The organism is Paenibacillus sp. GCM10012306, from assembly GCF_042649265.1.
Taxonomy (GTDB): Bacteria; Bacillota; Bacilli; order Paenibacillales; family Paenibacillaceae; genus Paenibacillus_AQ.
The window spans coordinates 55401-73415 of sequence record NZ_JBHRYW010000004.1; the positions used below are offsets into that span (position 1 = coordinate 55401).

Annotated in this window: 13 protein-coding genes; 10 read left to right on the top strand and 3 right to left on the bottom strand. The window is 47.6% G+C overall.

The window, feature by feature from the left end; genetic code table 11:
* Positions 1–69: 69 nt before the first annotated feature.
* The 5 genes from ACFORK_RS11145 (at position 70) to ACFORK_RS11165 (ending at position 6999) form a co-directional block, all read left to right on the top strand.
* Positions 70–1473, top strand: a complete 1404-nt coding sequence (locus ACFORK_RS11145; RefSeq protein WP_379198719.1) for a cytochrome ubiquinol oxidase subunit I — start codon at positions 70–72, stop codon at positions 1471–1473.
* A complete protein-coding gene (cydB, locus tag ACFORK_RS11150; RefSeq protein WP_379198721.1) occupies positions 1460–2476 on the top strand; it encodes a cytochrome d ubiquinol oxidase subunit II in 1017 nt (338 codons plus the stop codon). The genes ACFORK_RS11145 and cydB overlap by 14 nt, the downstream gene beginning before the upstream one ends.
* Positions 2476–4359 (top strand): ABC transporter ATP-binding protein/permease, encoded by a 1884-nt coding sequence (locus tag ACFORK_RS11155; RefSeq protein ID WP_379198723.1) that lies wholly within the window; start codon positions 2476–2478, stop codon positions 4357–4359. Before cydB ends, ACFORK_RS11155 begins: the two co-directional genes overlap by 1 nt.
* Positions 4356–6287, top strand: a complete 1932-nt coding sequence (locus ACFORK_RS11160; protein ID WP_379198725.1) for an amino acid ABC transporter ATP-binding/permease protein — start codon at positions 4356–4358, stop codon at positions 6285–6287. Before ACFORK_RS11155 ends, ACFORK_RS11160 begins: the two co-directional genes overlap by 4 nt.
* A gap of 544 nt (positions 6288–6831) precedes the next feature.
* Complete coding sequence (locus ACFORK_RS11165) at positions 6832–6999, top strand: CxxH/CxxC protein (protein WP_066377900.1); 168 nt, start codon at positions 6832–6834, stop codon at positions 6997–6999.
* A 173-nt stretch (positions 7000–7172) separates the two neighbouring features.
* Here the strand turns inward: ACFORK_RS11165 and ACFORK_RS11170 are convergent, their stop codons facing one another.
* Positions 7173–7454 carry a hypothetical protein gene (locus tag ACFORK_RS11170; protein ID WP_379198728.1) on the bottom strand — a complete coding sequence of 94 codons (282 nt, stop codon included), beginning with the start codon at positions 7452–7454 and terminating at the stop codon, positions 7173–7175.
* Between the two features lie 260 nt (positions 7455–7714).
* On the opposite strand from ACFORK_RS11170, the gene ACFORK_RS11175 reads away from it, so the two are divergent.
* From ACFORK_RS11175 to ACFORK_RS11195, 5 genes are all read left to right on the top strand, one after another.
* Positions 7715–9127: a hypothetical protein gene (locus ACFORK_RS11175; RefSeq protein WP_379198730.1), complete on the top strand. Its 1413-nt coding sequence runs from the start codon at positions 7715–7717 to the stop codon at positions 9125–9127.
* 51 nt (positions 9128–9178) lie between these two features.
* Complete coding sequence (locus ACFORK_RS11180) at positions 9179–9337, top strand: hypothetical protein (RefSeq protein WP_379198732.1); 159 nt, start codon at positions 9179–9181, stop codon at positions 9335–9337.
* A 55-nt stretch (positions 9338–9392) separates the two neighbouring features.
* Complete coding sequence (locus ACFORK_RS11185; protein WP_379198734.1) at positions 9393–10241, top strand: EcsC family protein; 849 nt, start codon at positions 9393–9395, stop codon at positions 10239–10241.
* A 206-nt stretch (positions 10242–10447) separates the two neighbouring features.
* Positions 10448–10927: a 23S rRNA (pseudouridine(1915)-N(3))-methyltransferase RlmH gene (gene rlmH, locus ACFORK_RS11190; RefSeq protein WP_066377914.1), complete on the top strand. Its 480-nt coding sequence runs from the start codon at positions 10448–10450 to the stop codon at positions 10925–10927.
* 204 nt (positions 10928–11131) lie between these two features.
* The gene (locus ACFORK_RS11195) at positions 11132–14197 is read left to right on the top strand and encodes an ATP-binding protein (protein ID WP_379198737.1); all 3066 of its coding nucleotides are present in this window, start codon (positions 11132–11134) and stop codon (positions 14195–14197) included.
* 453 nt (positions 14198–14650) lie between these two features.
* On the opposite strand, the gene ACFORK_RS11200 is transcribed toward ACFORK_RS11195, so the two are convergent.
* Positions 14651–15535, bottom strand: a complete 885-nt coding sequence (locus ACFORK_RS11200) for an HNH endonuclease family protein (protein ID WP_379198740.1) — start codon at positions 15533–15535, stop codon at positions 14651–14653.
* On the bottom strand, positions 15532–17613 hold the full coding sequence (locus tag ACFORK_RS11205; RefSeq protein ID WP_379198742.1) for an AAA family ATPase: 2082 nt from the start codon (positions 17611–17613) through the stop codon (positions 15532–15534). Before ACFORK_RS11205 ends, ACFORK_RS11200 begins: the two co-directional genes overlap by 4 nt.
* Positions 17614–18015: the final 402 nt, after the last annotated feature.

Below are 18015 nucleotides of genomic sequence, written 5' to 3' on the forward strand. Positions count from 1 at the left end.
CATCACACGTTACCCTTAAAATTTTTGACAAAATAGACGTATTGATAAGGGAAAGGGAAGGGGAGAAATATGGATACAATCATGCTGTCACGTATTCAATTTGCGTCGACGACAATTTTTCACTATTTCTTTGTGCCAGTGTCTATTGGGCTAGCGCTTTTGATTGCGATCATGGAGACTATGTATGTAAGAAAAGGCGATGAAGAGTACAAGAGAATGGCGCAATTCTGGGGAAAGCTGTTCCTCATAAATTTTGCGGTCGGGGTAGTTACAGGTATTCTGCAGGAGTTCCAGTTCGGGATGAACTGGTCAGATTATTCACGATTCGTCGGTGACGTGTTCGGTGCACCACTGGCCGTGGAAGCTCTTCTGGCCTTTTTTCTGGAGTCTACATTTATCGGGCTGTGGATCTTCGGTTGGGACAAAGTCTCTAAGAAGGTGCATCTGCTCTCCATCTGGATGGTTGCGCTCGGTACGATGCTGTCAGCCTTCTGGATCTTAGCGGCGAACTCTTTCATGCAGCATCCGGTGGGCTTCGAGATCAACAATGGGCGTGCAGAAATGAATGACATCTTCGCTCTCATTACGAACGGACAATTGCTGGTGGAGTTCCCACATACGGTGCTGGCGGCCTACGCTACAGGCGCGTTCCTTGTAACGGGTATCAGTGCCTACAAGCTGCTGAAGAAACAGGAAGTATCTTTCTTTAAGAAATCTTTCCAAATTGCGGCGATTGTCGGCATTATCTCTTCTGTGGGTGTAGCAGTGGCAGGACATGCCCAGGCACAATACCTGGTAGAGACTCAGCCGATGAAGATGGCGGCTTCTGAAGGACTATGGGGTGATAGCGGCGATCCTGCACCTTGGACGGTGTGGGCGAGTATTGACCCTACGAACAAGACCAACAGTGGTGAATTCAAAATCCCATACTTGCTTAGCTTCCTGTCTTACAGTAAGTTCTCCGGTGAAGTTAAAGGGATGAACCAATTGCAGGCAGAATATGAACAGCAGTATGGACCTGGGGATTATATCCCTCCGGTACGGACTACCTTCTGGAGCTTCCGGATCATGGTCGCTGCGGGTACGCTAATGATGGTGCTTGGTCTGTATGCAATGTACTTGATTTGGCGTAAAAAGATGGATCGTCCGAACACCTGGTTCATGCGCTTCATGTTATGGGGACTATTGCTTCCACCAATCGCTAATACAGCGGGCTGGATCATGACCGAATTTGGTCGTCAGCCGTGGACCGTATTTGGCTTGATGCAGACCAAAGACAGTGTGTCGCCTAATATTACTAGCGGACAGGTACTGTTCTCAGTGATTTCTTTTACAACAATCTATTTAATTCTGGGTCTGGTACTGGTCGGCTTGTTCATCAAAGTTATCAAAAAAGGTCCTTATGCGATGGATAACGATCACGGCGATTCGCATGATCCATATAACAAGGAGGGATCCCATGCTTTCTCTTAATGAATTGTGGTTTGTATTGATTGCGGTTCTGTTCATCGGGTTCTTCTTCCTGGAGGGTTTTGACTTTGGCGTAGGAATGGAAACACAGTTCCTGGCCAAGAATGATACGGAACGCCGGGTGCTGATCAACTCGATCGGGCCATTCTGGGATGCCAATGAAGTATGGTTGTTGACTGGTGCGGGCGCGATGTTCGCGGCCTTTCCGAACTGGTATGCGACGCTGTTCAGTGGATTCTATATTCCCTTTGTGTTCGCGCTGTTGGCGCTGATCGCTCGGGGTGTAGCATTTGAATTCAGGGGCAAGCGCGATTCCCTGGCCTGGAAAAAAACTTGGGATGTCTGCATCTTCCTTGGTAGCTTCCTTCCGCCATTCCTGCTGGCTGTTGTCTTTGCAAGCTTCATCAAGGGCCTGCCGATTGACGCGAACATGCAGATGTATGCCGGATTCACGGATATCGTCAATATCTACACCGTAGTTGCCGGGATTACAGTAGTTCTGCTCTGTCTGGTACACGGCCTGATGTTCACGACGCTGCGTACGATTGGCGATCTACAGGTTCGGGCCCGCAAACTAGGACAGAAGCTGCTGATTCCACTCGGCGTACTGCTGCTGAGTTTTGTGGTCATGACCTACTTCATGACTGATATTTTTGAAAAGCGTGGAACACTGCTTCTGAGTATAGTAATATTGGGTATTATTGCATATGTACTGGCGGGCTACTTCATGTTGAAAAAGAAGGACGGCTGGGCATTCGGCATGACGGGAGCGGTATTCGCTCTGTCGGTGGCTTCCATCTTCGTGGGATTGTTCCCACGAGTGATGATCAGCTCTATTGATCAGGCGTTCAACCTGACAATCACGAATGCGGCTTCCGGACACTATTCACTGAAGGTCATGACGATTGTGGCGTTGACGCTGCTACCGTTCGTACTAGGTTATCAGATTTGGAGTTATTTTATCTTTCACAAACGGGTTCACGAGAAGGAGCATCTTGAATACTAATGGATAAAAATTTGCTTGGGTACAAAGGAGTTAAGCCGGTCTTCCTGATCGTCGGCTTCCTAACCCTGGTGCAAAGCCTGTCCATTCTTCTACTGGCCAAATGGCTGGCGGAAGTTGTCTCTGCGCTGTTTGCGGGAGCACCGCTGAAGGAACAATGGGGTACTTCCCTGTTGTTCCTTCTTGCGTTTCTGGTGCGCCATGTGTGCGCTCTGCTGATGAGCAGGGTATCCTACCGGTTCGCGGAAGCCACCGGAAGCAGCATGCGGCAGCAGATGATGGATAAGCTGTTCCAGCTAGGGCCGAGATTGGCAGGCGACCGGGGAACCGGCACGCTGGTTACACTGGTATTGGAAGGCGTAACGAAGTTCCGCACTTATCTGGAGCTGATTATTCCACGGATGGTCGGCATGTCGGTCACACCGCTGCTGGTGCTCGTCTATGTGTACACGCAAGATACGACAAGCGGCGTGATTCTCACCGTGACGATGCCGATCATTATTGTCTTCATGATCTTGATCGGTATGACTGCGCGTAAACAAATGGATCGTCAGCTGAAGTCCTATCGGACGCTGTCGAATCACTTTGTCGATTCGTTGCGGGGGTTAGAGACGCTGAAGTTTCTCGGTCGCAGTCGTAGTCATAGCGAGAGTATTGCCCAGGTGAGCGATCGTTATCGCTCGGCCACGATGCGCACCTTGCGTGTGGCGTTTCTATCTTCTTTCGCACTGGATTTCTTCACCATGCTCTCGGTAGCTTCTGTAGCCGTTAGTCTTGGACTGCGGCTGGTCAATGAGCAGATGACGCTGGTCACCGGGCTGACCATTCTGATCCTGGCACCGGAGTATTTCCTGCCGGTCCGGCTCGTGGGTGCAGACTTCCACGCTACGCTGGACGGGAAGGAAGCGGGTGAGGCCATGAAGAGTATTATCGACCGGGAGACCGTGCAGGCGGTGAAGCTGACGGAGGGTGGAACTGGACGTGTTATTAATGTTGGTAGTGATGGCAGTGTTGGTAGTGATGGCAGTGTTGGTAGTGCTGGCAGTGTTGGTAGTGCTGATAATGCCGATAGTGCTGGTCGCGCTGAAACTGCTGACACCGCCCCTGTGGGGAAGCCGTCCGCTGCTTCCGACTTTGCTTGGACTAACGATGCCATCTTACAATTGAATGACGTTGGCGTGAAGTATGAAGAAGGCGGTCCATCCTCACTGGAAGGGGTCAATCTGCGGTTCGCTGGAGCGGCCAAGATCGGCATTATTGGGGAGAGTGGAGCAGGGAAGTCCACATTGGTGGATATCCTGGGCGGCTTTCTGCATCCTACTTCTGGCAGTATTACCGTGGGCAATAACACGTTTAGTTCGCTGACAGACGAAGCCTGGCGGAAGCAGACCGCTTATATCCCGCAGCGGCCTTATATTTTCAGTGGTACGCTTGCAGATAATGTGCGCTTCTATTACCCGGAAGCCTCGCTAGAGGATGTTCGCAGAGTCATCAGCGAAGCCGGATTATCGAGATTGGTAGATTCTTTACCGAGTGGACTAGACGAAATGATCGGCGGGGGAGGTCGTTCCCTCAGCAGCGGACAGGAACAGCGGGTGGCTTTGGCTCGCGCTCTGCTCAGCAGCCGCCCGATTATGCTGCTGGATGAGCCGACCGCCCATCTGGATATTGAAACAGAGTACGAGCTCAAGGAAACGATGCTTCCACTGTTTGCCGGGAAGCTGGTCTTCCTCGCGACACATCGCCTGCACTGGATGGTCGATATGGACCTCATTGTCGTGATGAAGCAGGGGCAAGTAGCTGAGACTGGCACCCACCAGGAACTGATTGCTCGCAAGGGTGCCTATTATGAGCTTATTCAATCGCAATTGGAGGGAATCCATTGAAACGAGAAGGATGGTTTGCCCCTTATGTATCTTCATACTTCTGGCGGTTTGTGCTGATTATTATCCTTGGGGCACTAACGGTGTTCTCGGCTTCTTCTCTGATGTACACCTCAGGGTTCCTGATCTCCAAGGCATCCATCCCGCCGGAAAATATATTAATGATCTATGTACCGATCGTCGGTGTGCGCACCTTCGGAACAAGCCGGGCAGTGATCCACTATGTGGAGCGGCTGGTCGGTCATGACACGATCCTGCGGATTCTGTCCAAGATGCGTGTCCGCCTGTATCATATACTGGAGCCACAAGCGTTGTTCTTGTCCTCACGTTTTCGGACTGGCGACATTCTCGGCATGCTGGCCGACGATATTGAATATTTGCAGAACGTATATCTGCGTACCGTCTTTCCTAGTATTATCGCGCTGTTATTGTATGGCGGAGCGGTTATAGCGCTCGGTACCTTCGATCTGGCCTTCGCGCTTCTGATGGGCTTGTACATTCTGGTGCTGGTGGTTGTGCTGCCACTGGTCTCGCTGTTGTTCACACAAAGACGGCAGCGTGAAGTGAAGCAGGAGCGTAACCGTCTCTACCAGAAGCTGACCGATGCTGTACTAGGCATGGGCGACTGGATGATCAGCGGACGGCAAAGCCAGTTTGTAGAGACCTATGAATCCGATGAGCGCAAAGTGGCTCGTACCGATGGCTGGCTGCGAGGCTGGGCCCGTCTGCGGATGTTTATCGGGCAGGCTATTGTCGGGATCGGCGTGCTGTCGATGCTTTACTGGGCAGGGGGAGAATATGCTAACGGAGCCATTGCTGGAACGCTGATCGCAGCGTTCGTGCTGGTGGTCTTTCCAGTGGCGGATGCCTTCCTGCCGGTCTCGGAAGCGGTGGAGAAGATTCCGCAGTACCGGAACTCGCTGGAGCGCTTGTCCGGGGTGGAGGAGAAGGATGGGGTGCTCACGCAGAGCGCTATAGTGAAAGAAAAGAATGCGCAGGGAGCCCGTACGGTAAGTGCTGGTGCATTGGAAGTAGCGTCAGCGGCTGGAAGTAGTACAGAAGCATTGGACGAAGTACGTATGCAAAGTGCTGGAATAGCGAAAATTAGAGTGACTGTTGGTGGGCGCGACATTTCGACGACTACGGGGCAAGCTAGTAATGAAGGCCACAGCCTACATGGTAGTATGGCTGAGACTCACATCCGGCTGGAGAATGTCGGCTACCGGTACGGAACCGATGATGCTTGGTCTGTCCGCGATCTAAGCCTGGATATCCCGCAGGGGAAAAAGATCGCGATCATCGGACGCAGCGGAGCGGGCAAATCGACGCTGCTGAAGGTCATTCAGGGTGTGATTCAGCCGATGGAAGGTACGGCTGAGATTAACGGGCGGGCCGCCGCGTCCTACGGCGACGACATCCCTTCGCTGATTGCGGTGCTCAATCAGCGTCCGCACTTGTTCGACACCACAGTGGCGAACAATATCCGGCTGGGGAATCCGCAGGCTTCCGAGGAAGAGATCCGGGCTGCTGGCGAGCTGGCGAAGCTGGGCAGCCTGATCTCTTCCCTGCCGGAGGGCTATAACACGCCCGTCCGCGAAGCCGGGCAGCGCTTCTCCGGCGGCGAACGGCAGCGGATCGCGCTAGCGCGCATCCTGCTCCAGAATACGCCGGTCGTCGTGCTCGACGAGCCCACCGTGGGTCTCGACCCACGCACCGAGCGCGAGCTGCTGGCGACGATGTTCCAGGCAATGGCCGGAAAATCGCTGGTCTGGGTCACGCACCACCTTGTGGGTGCGGAACTGATGGACGAAGTGATTTTTATGGAGAATGGAACTGTCGAAATGCGCGGCACTCATGCTGAGCTGCTGGAGAAGGAGCCGCGTTACCGTAGATTGTATGAGCTGGATCGGCCGGTGCAGTTCCTGGGCTAATAAGAAGACGTGTAAAGTCGTTGGATCATGGAAGAGATTGAGAGTGGAAGTGTAACCCGAAGCGGAATACAGATCAAGATAAAGCCCCGTCAGGTAAAAGTCTGACGGGGTTATTTTTTCACAGCGTTGCAATAGGGGTTATCTTTGGGTAGTTCCGTACATGAATGTTAACAGGAGTAGTAGAGTGCATACAGTTTTTATTTCAATGGGAGCCTTGAGGTTAAGGCCTACTATTATGAATGAAAAGAGTAACCCTACATTCTCTCTGTAGTACTTGGTGAACTTTTGTTTGATAGCCCGGAATATAAAGAGGCCTGCAGTGAACAGACTAAAAGAGACGTATCCTATCGTTATGAACATTGGAATCCTCCGAGTAATATTTGCAACAGCATTCTTATATTATCGGGTATAATTTCCAAAATTACATCCACCTCTAAGGAAATGACAGGAATCGACGGCGGGGAGTTCCCTTTTACCTGGAAGTGTGGTAGAACAGTAGAAGGAGTATTACGCCGCAGCGGCACAGAAAGGGATGCTTGGTTGAATGTATGTAGTGTGTAAGGAACACGTGGAGCTAGCCATTGACAGGTTTGTGGACGAGTACGAAGACGCACCGGATGTTGTGGATCTGAAGGAAACGGAGTTCTCTGACTGGGACCCGCCGGCGAAATGTGCGGAATGTGAGAAGAATGCTGAGTATTTGGTCGTGTAAAAGGCCTGTACGTAAATGATAAGATGATGAAAAGGACGTGAGTGTTCACGTTCTTTTTTTAATGCTCAATATAGGGTCAGGGATAGCCACCTGGCTTCCAAACTTCCAATAATATCGCGGTATTTATGGAGGGTTTGCTGTTTGAGTGAGATGAGCAATGTGCCCTCCCTCTTTTAGTGTGATATTTCTATTTTATCAAAGCGGTTCCGTTGAAAAAAACTTGAGCTATAGCTTACAAAATAATAAGATTGCTCATTAAGAGTACTGGTGTCAATTTTAGAAGGCACTCTCACTTTTGTTTTTTCTCCAACCGCGTTTATTACAACAATACTATCTTTTGATATCTCTGAGAGTTGAACAATAGCGGATGTATGAGCTCTACTGAATACCAAGAAAAATAAGACAACACCTAAAATAATCAGCAAAGCGGGCATGTTTTGCTTTATTCTGTTCATTTACTCCCCTCCTTGAAACTGGACGTTATATACAAATTATAACATTTATTTTCTGTTTCAGTCTCATCTTTAAGCTATGCTTCTAAACTAATTTGCATGAGGTTAATGGATAGTTAAGTCCAAGAAATTGCCATGCGATTAGCAGCTAAAAAATGCCCCTTTTTATTTCCCCTATAGGCACCTGATGTCGAACTTTCGCCCATGCCCCTGCATAGCATATAGCACCTACTGAGTTACAGGTGAGAAAGGGGCGCACGATCATGGGGATTGAGCTATCAGCGATCCATTATGTGTATCTGGTGTTCATTGTGTTCATCCTTGGCCTACTGATCCGGCGGCGGGATACAACAATGATCTGTGTGGTTGGGATTTTTGCCTTGGGCCTATTAGCGACGAATACGCTGAGCGGTTCGGTGTCGGGGATTTTCAATTCTTTTGTCTATGCGACCAAAGAGCTGCTCGGTACGATCATGATTATCTCCATTATTGTAGCGATGAGCCGGATACTGATTATTACCGGGATCAATGAGACGATGGTTGCGCCGCTCAGCCGTTTCATTCGTACGCCGTCCATGGCTTACTGGGGAATTGGCATCATTATGATGGTGACGTCCCTATTCTTCTGGCCTTCGCCGGCGGTCGCTCTGATCGGTGCTGTATTGCTGCCTGTTGCGGTTCGTGTCGGTCTGCCTGCGCTGGGCGCGGCCATGGCGATGAATCTGTTCGGTCATGGTATCGCGCTATCCGGGGATTACATTATTCAGGGCGCCCCCAAACTCACCGCAGACGCAGCCGGACTCCCGGTAAGCAGTGTAATGGAGGCCAGTGTCCCGCTCGTGATTGTTATGGGGGTGGTTACGACGGTGGCGGCGTTCTGGCTGATGCGCAGAGATCAGAAGAATGGAATGTGGCGGGATGGGCTGGTCACGGTAAAAGGAGGTAGTACGCTCACGGAGGTGGGTGAACAGCTCATAGGGCCGTTATTGATTAGTCCCCGTGGCAAAAAAACGCTGGCGATCGTCATCCCGCTTCTATTCCTAGTCGATGTTGTTGCGATGTTCGTTCTGAAACTGCAAGGCGGGGATGCCACAGCGCTCGTTGGCGGCACGGCGGTACTCATTCTGATCGCCATCACCATGCTGGCCCACCGCAACCGGGGGCTCGAAAAGATCACATCCTATTTAATAGAAGGATTTGTTTTTGGATTCAAGGTGTTTGGTCCGGTGATTCCGATTGCGGCTTTTTTCTATCTGGGTGATTCGGCGTTCACGGAACTGTTCGGAAAAGTACTCCCGGATGCCTCGCACGGCATCGTGAACGACCTCGGTGTGGCGCTGGCGAACCATGTTCCGCTTAACGGTGCGGTGGGCGCTGTCACCATGACTGTGATCGGGGCGATCACCGGGCTGGATGGTTCGGGCTTCTCCGGGATTTCACTGGCTGGCTCTATTGCGCAGCTATTCGCATCTGCTATTCATACCGGGGCAGCAACGCTGACCGCTTTGGGGCAGGTGGCCGCGATCTGGGTCGGCGGGGGTACGCTGATCCCGTGGGCGCTCATTCCGGCAGCCGCCATCTGCGGTGTTAGTCCGTTCGAGCTGGCCCGGCGCAACCTGAAGCCTGTACTGCTGGGGCTGGCGGTGACGACGATTGTGGCAATGTTTCTGGTGTAATGGGATCGAATTTATCTATATAAAAAGCATCCGCGGGTAGCGGGTGCTTTTGTGCGTATACGTACGGCTGTCTTGAAGGACGGCACATTGTGGTACACTAAAAGAAAAGCGGCAGCAGCGGAATTACGCTGGGCGGTAATCGGGGAATGGTCACAGGGTGGACTGAAATATGGACCTGATCATCTGCTCAGACGTATATCTTTTAAATAAAGATGATTTGATCAGGGGCAGCTAAGCCCCGTATACCATTAGGGAGGTTCTCAAAATGGCGCATCCACAACATCCATCTGCACAGTTAGAGACACTGGATCGGCTTGAAGCCGCACTGGCTGAGGTCACGAAGTGGGAAAAAGAGCAGAAAAAGCTGATGATCTGGGACCGCATGTCCCGTCTCCCTTTTAAATTACTGGACAAGATTACACCGAAGATTATTCACGATAAAATAGGCCAACTGCTCGACGAATTGGGGGGCTATATCCAGAACGGTGGCAACTATCTGGTAGCGGGACGTAAGGTAGGAACCCTCGTGGCTTCCCAAAGTCAGGCCGCTGGCGGGTCGGAGCGAGGTCCTTATTCCTTGTCTGTCATGGATGCGTCAGCACTTCAGCTCATCGAGAATGGACGGGAGACAGCGACGATTCAGGGGGCGACCACTGGAGTTGGCGGCGTGTTCACCCTGGCAGTAGATATTCCGGCTATTCTAGGCCTATCCCTGAAGGTTATTCAGGAGATCGGCTTGTGCTATGGCTATGATCCGACCGATAAGGCGGAACGGGTATTCACGGTAAAAGTGATGCAGTTTGCTTCCTCAGACATCGTGGGTAAGCAGGCGATTCTGGAAGAGCTGAATCTGCAAGCAGGAGGCAGCGGCGATATCCTGGAAGGAACAAACGCGGCCGTATCCAAAATCAAGGGCTGGCACGAAGTCATCACCGTATACCGGGACAACTTCGGTTGGAAAAAGCTGTTGCAGATGGTCCCGGTGGCGGGAATTGTTTTTGGCGCTTATACCAATCGCAAAACGATTGAGGATGTAGGTGAGGCTGCGCGGATGCTGTACCGGAAGAGAAGGATTCTGGCGCGGATGGTGGAGTTGCGGGGAGCAGGGGAGTAGGCGGAGACAAGAGCTTGGAGCTGTAGGAGTAAGAGTTTCAGATTTGAATCGGTAGAAGCGGTTTATAGAGAAAAAGTCTGGGGCAAGAGCGACTGGAAGTTTAGACATGCTACCATAGTGACGCCAGGGCCTTTCGCTGGAGTTACACCCCATGAAAGAAGATAGATTTTAGACATAGTGTTGTAAGCAAACAGATGGAGGGTCATATGTTAATTCAGATTATTGGCGTAGGTAAATTGAAGGAAAAGTACTTGATTGATGGCATCGCGGAATATGCGAAAAGGCTGACGCCTTACCTCAAATTCCAAGTGATTGAGGTAGCGGATGAAAAAGCACCCGACTCTCTGAGCGAAGCAGAGGTGGTGCAGGTGAAGGGGCGCGAGGGCGAACGTATCCTCGCGCAGATTAAAAGCGAGGCGCATGTCATTGCGCTCGCGATCGACGGCAAGCTCTGGAGCTCGGAAGAGCTTGCCGGAGAGATCGACCGGCTCGGCACCTATGGGACGAGCCATGTTGTTTTTGTTATCGGAGGGAGCCACGGGCTCTCCGACGATGTTATGCGCCGCGCGCAGCAGCGCATGAGCTTCGGGCGCATGACGCTGCCCCATCAGCTCATGCGCCTGGTGTTGGTGGAGCAGATTTATCGCGCGGTGAAGATAAATCGGGGGGAACCTTATCATAAGTGACGGCGAAAAATTTGCTGTAGAAAGTTCGGTTCAGAGCCGAATTGCAAAATGCACAAGTTGCCATTAAGCCCGGAACGCCGCCGCGGCACACCTAGGCGTATTTTCGCTGCTTAATTCGGGCTAAAAAGGCGGTAATAATGTGAAACGGTGCTTGTTCATTTCATTAACGGGAGGAATACAGCATTTTTTGTCGAAGATATGCTTATGATAACCAGAAAAAAATTTCTTTTCAAAGTCGGCTGCTTTTTCCTAATCCTAACGGCAATGCGAATCATATGGATACTTTTTCAAACTACTCCTGATCATCTTCATGCCATTAAGGGTGAATTGGATTTACGAAATTGGGACTTCACGGACAATCGTACGCTATCACTCGATGGGCAGTGGGAGTTTTATCCTCGTTTATTGCTTCAACAGAAGAACAATAGCGAGCACTTCATCCCCGATGATAAAGTGTTTATTGATGTACCGGGAACCTGGAACAACGCTATAGATGACGATAAAAATCCAACCTTCGGTTACGGAAGCTACCGTTTACGGCTCCTGATCGATCCTGATAAAGACCAATTGTTTAGTATCCGTATGCCCAGTATCGCTTCCTCCTCTAAGCTTTATGTCAATGGACGCTTGTTGGCCCATTCCGGTAATCCTGCCGCTAACGCAGAGCAATACACCGCTGGCAATGTGCCTTATACCGCTTCTTTTGCCACCGATCAGAACGAGATCGAAATTATTATAGTTGTAGCAAACTATACCGACCGTTTGTCGGGAGGTCTGTTTTTTCCTGTTAAATTCGGCACTGATCGTGCTATCGACAAGGCTGTCGGATTTTCAGTAGTCGCACAGGTAGCGGTTTGTCTTCTCCTTCTGATGCATGTCATCTATGCATTAATCTTATATTGGATGGGAACTAGACAGAGAGCACTGCTCTATTTTGTGATACTGATGCTTTGTGCTATTATCACTATCCTGATCGACGATGATCGGTTATTGCCGGCTTGGTCTGCTGTAAACTACCATTGGACTTTAAAGCTATATTACCTGGCATATCTTGGCGTCGCCGCGTTTATGACTCAATATATCAAATTGCTTTTGCCCGAATATGCAACCTATAAGAGCTTCCGTTGGTATTCAATCCTATGTGCAGTTTATGCCTTATTTGTGCTGATTCTGCCGGTCAAAACGATCATGCTTGCTGATACTCTTCATACATTTATAATCGTTGTCCCTTTCTTTGTGCTCCCAGTCCTAATATACCGTTCAGTTAGAAAGGGCAATGAAGATGCGATTTATTTATTATTCGGTTTAACGGGTTTAACAACGAGTTCGATCTGGGGCGTTATTAAAAATACAGGCATCATTGAAATGAACTTCTACCCTTTCGATATGGTCATTACCAGTGTCGCCTTTGGTGCCTTCTGGTTTAGAGGTTATGTTCGTTCCAACTTGCAGAGAGCAAAGCTCACAGAGCAGCTTCAAAAAGCGGATAAGCTGAAAGATGACTTTCTGCTTAATACCTCTCATGAGCTGAGAAACCCATTGCACGGCATGCTCAATATAGCCCAAACCGTCCTAAATAGCGAAAGCAGATATGATGAAGATAAAAATAAAGAACATATGAAGCTGCTTATTTCTGTAGGAAAACGGATGTCCTTCTTGCTGAATGATTTGCTGGATGTAACGATGCTTAAAGAGAGCCGTGTGCGGCTTCAGGTCGAGAATATTCAAGTGCAAACCCTTGCTACAGGCGTATTGGATATGCTGCGATTTATGACGGAAGGCAAATCCATTCGACTTATTCATAACATCCCGGATAATTTCCCCTACGTTATCGCAGATGAGAATCGCCTGATTCAGATCCTGTTTAATCTGCTGCATAATGCTGTGAAATTCACTAACGAAGGCTCTATCACAATAGGGGCACAAATTATAGATCATAAAGCCCACATACATATCACGGATACTGGAATTGGGATGGATCTGGAAACACAGCAAAGAATTTTTCAACCCTATGAGCAAGGTGAAGGGGAACAAACCGCAAGTGTAGTTGGACTTGGACTGGGATTAAACATCTGTAAGCAGCTTGTAGAACTGCACCATGGAACGCTTTCTGTCAGCTCCACACCAGGTCAAGGCTCCTCTTTCACTCTAACCTTGCCTTTATCTGATATTTCTCGTAATCAAGATGATGTTGATTCTGTTGCTCTGCTCTCTTCAGGCTATTTAGAGACCGCAGCAGCTAGTTCAAGCTTAATTTCCGAAGTTAATACTACATTAGCTGAAGATAGGCCTAAAATTTTAGCTATCGATGACGACCCAATTAACCTGAGCATCTTGGTCAATGTTCTGTCTATAGAGCGATATGATATCGTAACAGCTACAAGCGGGGCTGAGGCATTAGCTTATCTGGATTCTCAAGAGTGGGATTTAATTATTACCGATGTGATGATGCCCCTTATGTCCGGTTATGAGGTTACGCGGTCCATACGTGATCGTTTTTCTGTATCGGAGCAGCCAATCCTACTGCTAACTGCACGCAATCGGCCCGAGGATATTGAGGCAGGCTTTCTGGCGGGAGCTAATGATTATGTGACAAAGCCTGTTGATGCGATGGAGCTGAGGTCACGTGTGAGATCATTGACCGAAATCAAAAAATCCATCAGCGATCGGTTGCGGATGGAAGGAGCATGGCTTCAAGCGCAAATTCAGCCGCACTTTCTATTCAATACTTTGAATTCCATCGCAGCTTTAAGTGAGTTTGACTCAGACCGCATGCACAATTTGCTTGTTGAATTCGGTAAATATCTCCAGGGAAGCTTTGATTTCCGCAATTCTGAGCGTTTGATCCCGTTGAATAATGAACTGGACCTTGTTCGATCTTACCTGTTCATTGAAAAAGAACGTTTTGAAGAACGTCTTCAAGTAACTTGGAATATCGATGAGAGCATGGAGCTTCTTATTCCCCCGCTTTCGATCCAACCGCTGGTTGAGAATGCCATCCGCCATGGCATCTTGAAGCGTACCGAAGGCGGGAGCATTCATATTCAAATTCTGGATCTTGGCTCCTACGCTGAGGTGTCAGTGGCAGATAATGGTGTTGGGATGGATAATCAGACCCTCCAGCAGCTGGAGGGTAAAGAATCCAGACGAAAATCAGGCATAGGTCTGACTAATACTAATCGCCGCCTAAAGCAGCTTTATGGCAGCGGTTTGCAAATCCGAAGCAACCTCCATCAAGGCACCACGGTTACCTTTATCGTTAAAAAGTGAATAGGGAAGAAAACTCGATAACAGACTGATATAAGGAAGGATCTATGGGTTTGTAGATCTGCTCCTGACCGACATGATTCATAATCGATTTTTGAAATCGTGGAGCTTTGTTTAATTTTATGAGCAAAACAGTGGAAAATCCTATGCAGTGGCACACTTAGGTCGATTTTTCGCCGATAGACCCGTTAAGCTGAACCGTATCACAAGTAGGGCGAAATTGTAGGTTGTTTTCTAAGAAAGGCGAAGTATAAGTAGATATTAGTAGAAAGACGCCCTTTATCTTTCTTTAATAGAGTTTGAGATATCGGTAAAAGTATCAACAAACTATGATCGAGTGATTGTTGTGGTAAAGAAGAATGAGAATATTCTATATTATGCCAATGGTGATACTAACTAGTGGAGCAACTGTTACCTCAAGAGTTTAGAAAAGTGGCTATTGAAGATGCTCCAAGGTTATTTGGCAAGTACTTGGGGCTCTCCTGTCATTTTCCCGAATAACTCCAACAACGGGCGCACAACCGGCTCTTGTCGCGTAATAAAATCGGTAGCAAACTTACGGGCAATGCCTTGGAATTCTTCCGTTGGATCGTTAACCGATTTATGTAAAAATTCAAAACAGATCTTCAGATCGCGAAGGTTGTTCTCAATGGCTTTAGCGATCTCTTGATCCGCAGGCAGTCGACTGAAAAGTTTTACATTTTGAATATACTGAATCACCTGAGCTTTCCGATCCTCAATATTCTTAACGAATTTCTCTCTTCGATCTTTTAATTCTTTGCGATGAAGCCCATATACTTGTATAGATGTCTTTCCTTTATCTGTCTTGGATTGGATAACTCCCGCAGTAGTATATTCGAAATGAGCTGCTGGATCGTCATTCTTATTACAGGGGTCGATAAGCAGCGGCTCTTCTTGCATTTGCGCGTCATGTGTCGTTTTACGTTGACTTTCATCAACTATAGGAAATAGATTTTTTTTATACTTTTGATTGCATTTAGTGCAAGATAGCAACAGATTGTTCCAATCCATTGCGAGCCAGTAGTACCCTGGATAAATGAGGTCTTGACCCTTTGCCCTTCTGTAAGCTTGTTTTGGGCGAAAGTGCTCAACATCCCCATAGTCAATGGAAATTACTTCACGTTCGCAATATGCACACTTGCCGTGGAACATGCCGATGAGTGCTTCTTTAACCTTTGGATCTGAATATACATCGAAGTTAAATGCTCGGTCATTTGTTCTAAAATGTGTAAGAGCAGCCTGATATTCAATATATCCTTTAGATCCTTGATCTTCTAGATCAAGGATTGCAGGTCTCTCCTTTCTTTCTACGTAGATCATAATAAATATTTCCTTTCTAACAATTCAATGGCCTCCATAATCCCGTGCTGAAGGTCTCGTTCAATTAATTCGCTATTTCTATGCTTTTGATGGGCTAAATAGAGATCAATCGCGTCATAGAATAAGCGGTCACGCATCGTCGTCCCCATCATGCTTGCGGTATGTAGTTCTAATTGATATTTTTTAATCTCCTCTTGCTGCTCTCTAGTAGGGTTGGGATCGGATAAGAGAAGATAATATTCATTAAATTTTTCATTTATCTCGGGAGAAGTGTTATTTAATCCAAACAGCTTCGAAGTGAGTATTTCGTCGATCATCAGATCCTTTTGGTTGGGCAATTGTTGACTAATCACAGTGTTGCGATTGTTATCTTCCAAGATGACTGACAGTTCACCTTGATCAAGACCTCGTAACGTTAATGGATTGTGCGTCGTCGCAATAAATTGAACCATAGGAAATGCTTTACGGAGCCGAATGACAATTTCGATATTCCATCGAGGATGGAGATGTGCATCTAATTCATCGATAAGGACGATTCCTTCCGCATCCATGCTGTTCCATCTCGTTTTCATAACCATCATGATATCCGCCGCTAGTGCAATAATGGTTCTGAACCCGTCGCTAAGATCCCTCAAAAGTACCATTTCCTTCTTCTCAATAAATTCGAATAGGATTCCATTGGGTTCACGAGATAACAGCACCGGTTCAAGAAATAATGATTCGATGGCTTCCCTCATTTTAATAAAATCCTCTTCTTGCAGACTTGTTAAGTATTGTTCTACATTGACTAGAGGAGCAAAAGGATTAAATAGATTTTCTACGCGTACCCATTGTTCGTCGTTAGTTTGCGGATAATTTATTGGCGGCAATAATCTTGTCGAACCGTAGGAAAGGATCAACACTCTCGGAGAAATGTGATGTTCTCCTTCAAACCCATCGCTACCTTGACTCAGAAGAAGTCTCACCGGTTTATTTTCACCAGTTAATTTAACGAAGACATGCCCCAAGTCAGCGCCATGTCGCAAAAAATCGCGCGCTTTCAACTTAAGAACTTCCCTTGCCTGCCGTCCCATTAACGTGATCGAGATCGCTTGCAAGATTGAGCTTTTTCCAATCCCATTCTCGCCGAGAAGCATTAACCATGGGGCCGTTTTGCTTTTACTTCGACTGAAATCGAGATGTATGTGTTTGATACCCCGAAAATTGCAAATCTCTACGGATTCAATGAATCTTTGCTTACCGTATATGTCCCGAATGAGCAGTCTGCCATTTGGATCGTTAAAATCGCGGTTTTCAATGATATTTGATTCCATTGTTGCAGGCTTTTTAGCCGGCCCCAATTGGTAATAACGGGGATTCGTACCAATCTTTCGACGTAAGGGGCTCAGTAGCTCTTTCCTATTCGGCATCTGGCCCGACTCGATCATTTCCGCGAGCAAAAATCTTTTAAGACCTGCCATACCTGCATGTGGAGAAACATTCTCTTCGATAGCGTAGAGCAAGCTAGAATCGTCTTGATACTGCAAATATTGCTCGCAGAGGGCTTCAAACTTCTTACTTTCCACGTTTCTTCTTGCCACCAAATCGACTCGATTCAAACTTAGAACGTCAATCGATGTGAGACCTTTTTGCGTATGTGAACCGATTTTTCCGTTTCTTTCATAAAAGAAGTGTTTTTCTGGATGATCAATAAACGGATTGAGCAATAATCTTTTTTCTTTAAGTAATTCTTTTTCGGATGCGTCTATCGGTGCCAATCTTCCTTCAACGGGAAATCGATTACTCTTTGATCTTAGACAATGCTGACAAATAACGACGAAATTATCCCACTCATTTTCTAACCATCGATAATGGTCTTTGAAGAGTTCGCCTGTTGTTGAATTTCTTGCCCCCTTTATGGGCCTATAATAATCTAGGAAAAGTTTCTCGTCGTTGCCTTGTGTTTCACAGAAAACACACTTTTCATTTACGAATTCGATGAAGTCTCTTGATAACTTATATTTATCTGAAAGCAGTCCTTGGGCTTTCCACTCTTGATAAAACGGTTCAGATCGCTTGCCCCTATAAACTCGTATCATAAGGTAACTCCTTAGCAGCATTTTAGTATTTTCGACATAATTTCTATCATTCTAGCTTTCATCGGTAAATTCCTGCCTTTTCCATAGGAGGTATAGAAACATCTGCCATCCATCATGAAAAGCTCGAAACAGTCGACCGTTGAATAACGAAAAATGGATAACACTACATATTTTAAGAACGATATCTTGTTTTTAGACGCCTCTTAATTGGCAGCAGGTTTTTCATGAGAAATGTCGAACTATGAGCATGAATGAGACTAATGCTTCGATCCAAGGAGACAACGCTATGAAAAAACAAGTATTCTGATTTTATAAAATATACATTTAAATTAAATCCTGTACTTGTTGTTGGGAGCGGTATTTCTACAGGCGCAGGTATCTCTGGCATGGGGAAATTGGCTG

Bases quoted from the DNA above. Each gene is read 5' to 3' on its own strand.
- ACFORK_RS11145 (WP_379198719.1), top strand. From the start codon at position 70: ATGGATACAATCATGCTGTCACGTATTCAATTTGCGTCGACGACAATT.
- ACFORK_RS11200 (WP_379198740.1), bottom strand. From the start codon at position 15,535: ATGATCTACGTAGAAAGAAAGGAGAGACCTGCAATCCTTGATCTAGAA.
- ACFORK_RS11195 (WP_379198737.1), top strand. From the start codon at position 11,132: ATGATAACCAGAAAAAAATTTCTTTTCAAAGTCGGCTGCTTTTTCCTA.
- rlmH (WP_066377914.1), top strand. From the start codon at position 10,448: ATGTTAATTCAGATTATTGGCGTAGGTAAATTGAAGGAAAAGTACTTG.
- ACFORK_RS11205 (WP_379198742.1), bottom strand. From the start codon at position 17,613: ATGATACGAGTTTATAGGGGCAAGCGATCTGAACCGTTTTATCAAGAG.
- ACFORK_RS11185 (WP_379198734.1), top strand. From the start codon at position 9,393: ATGGCGCATCCACAACATCCATCTGCACAGTTAGAGACACTGGATCGG.
- ACFORK_RS11175 (WP_379198730.1), top strand. From the start codon at position 7,715: ATGGGGATTGAGCTATCAGCGATCCATTATGTGTATCTGGTGTTCATT.
- ACFORK_RS11155 (WP_379198723.1), top strand. From the start codon at position 2,476: ATGGATAAAAATTTGCTTGGGTACAAAGGAGTTAAGCCGGTCTTCCTG.
- ACFORK_RS11165 (WP_066377900.1), top strand. From the start codon at position 6,832: ATGTATGTAGTGTGTAAGGAACACGTGGAGCTAGCCATTGACAGGTTT.
- cydB (WP_379198721.1), top strand. From the start codon at position 1,460: ATGCTTTCTCTTAATGAATTGTGGTTTGTATTGATTGCGGTTCTGTTC.
- ACFORK_RS11170 (WP_379198728.1), bottom strand. From the start codon at position 7,454: ATGAACAGAATAAAGCAAAACATGCCCGCTTTGCTGATTATTTTAGGT.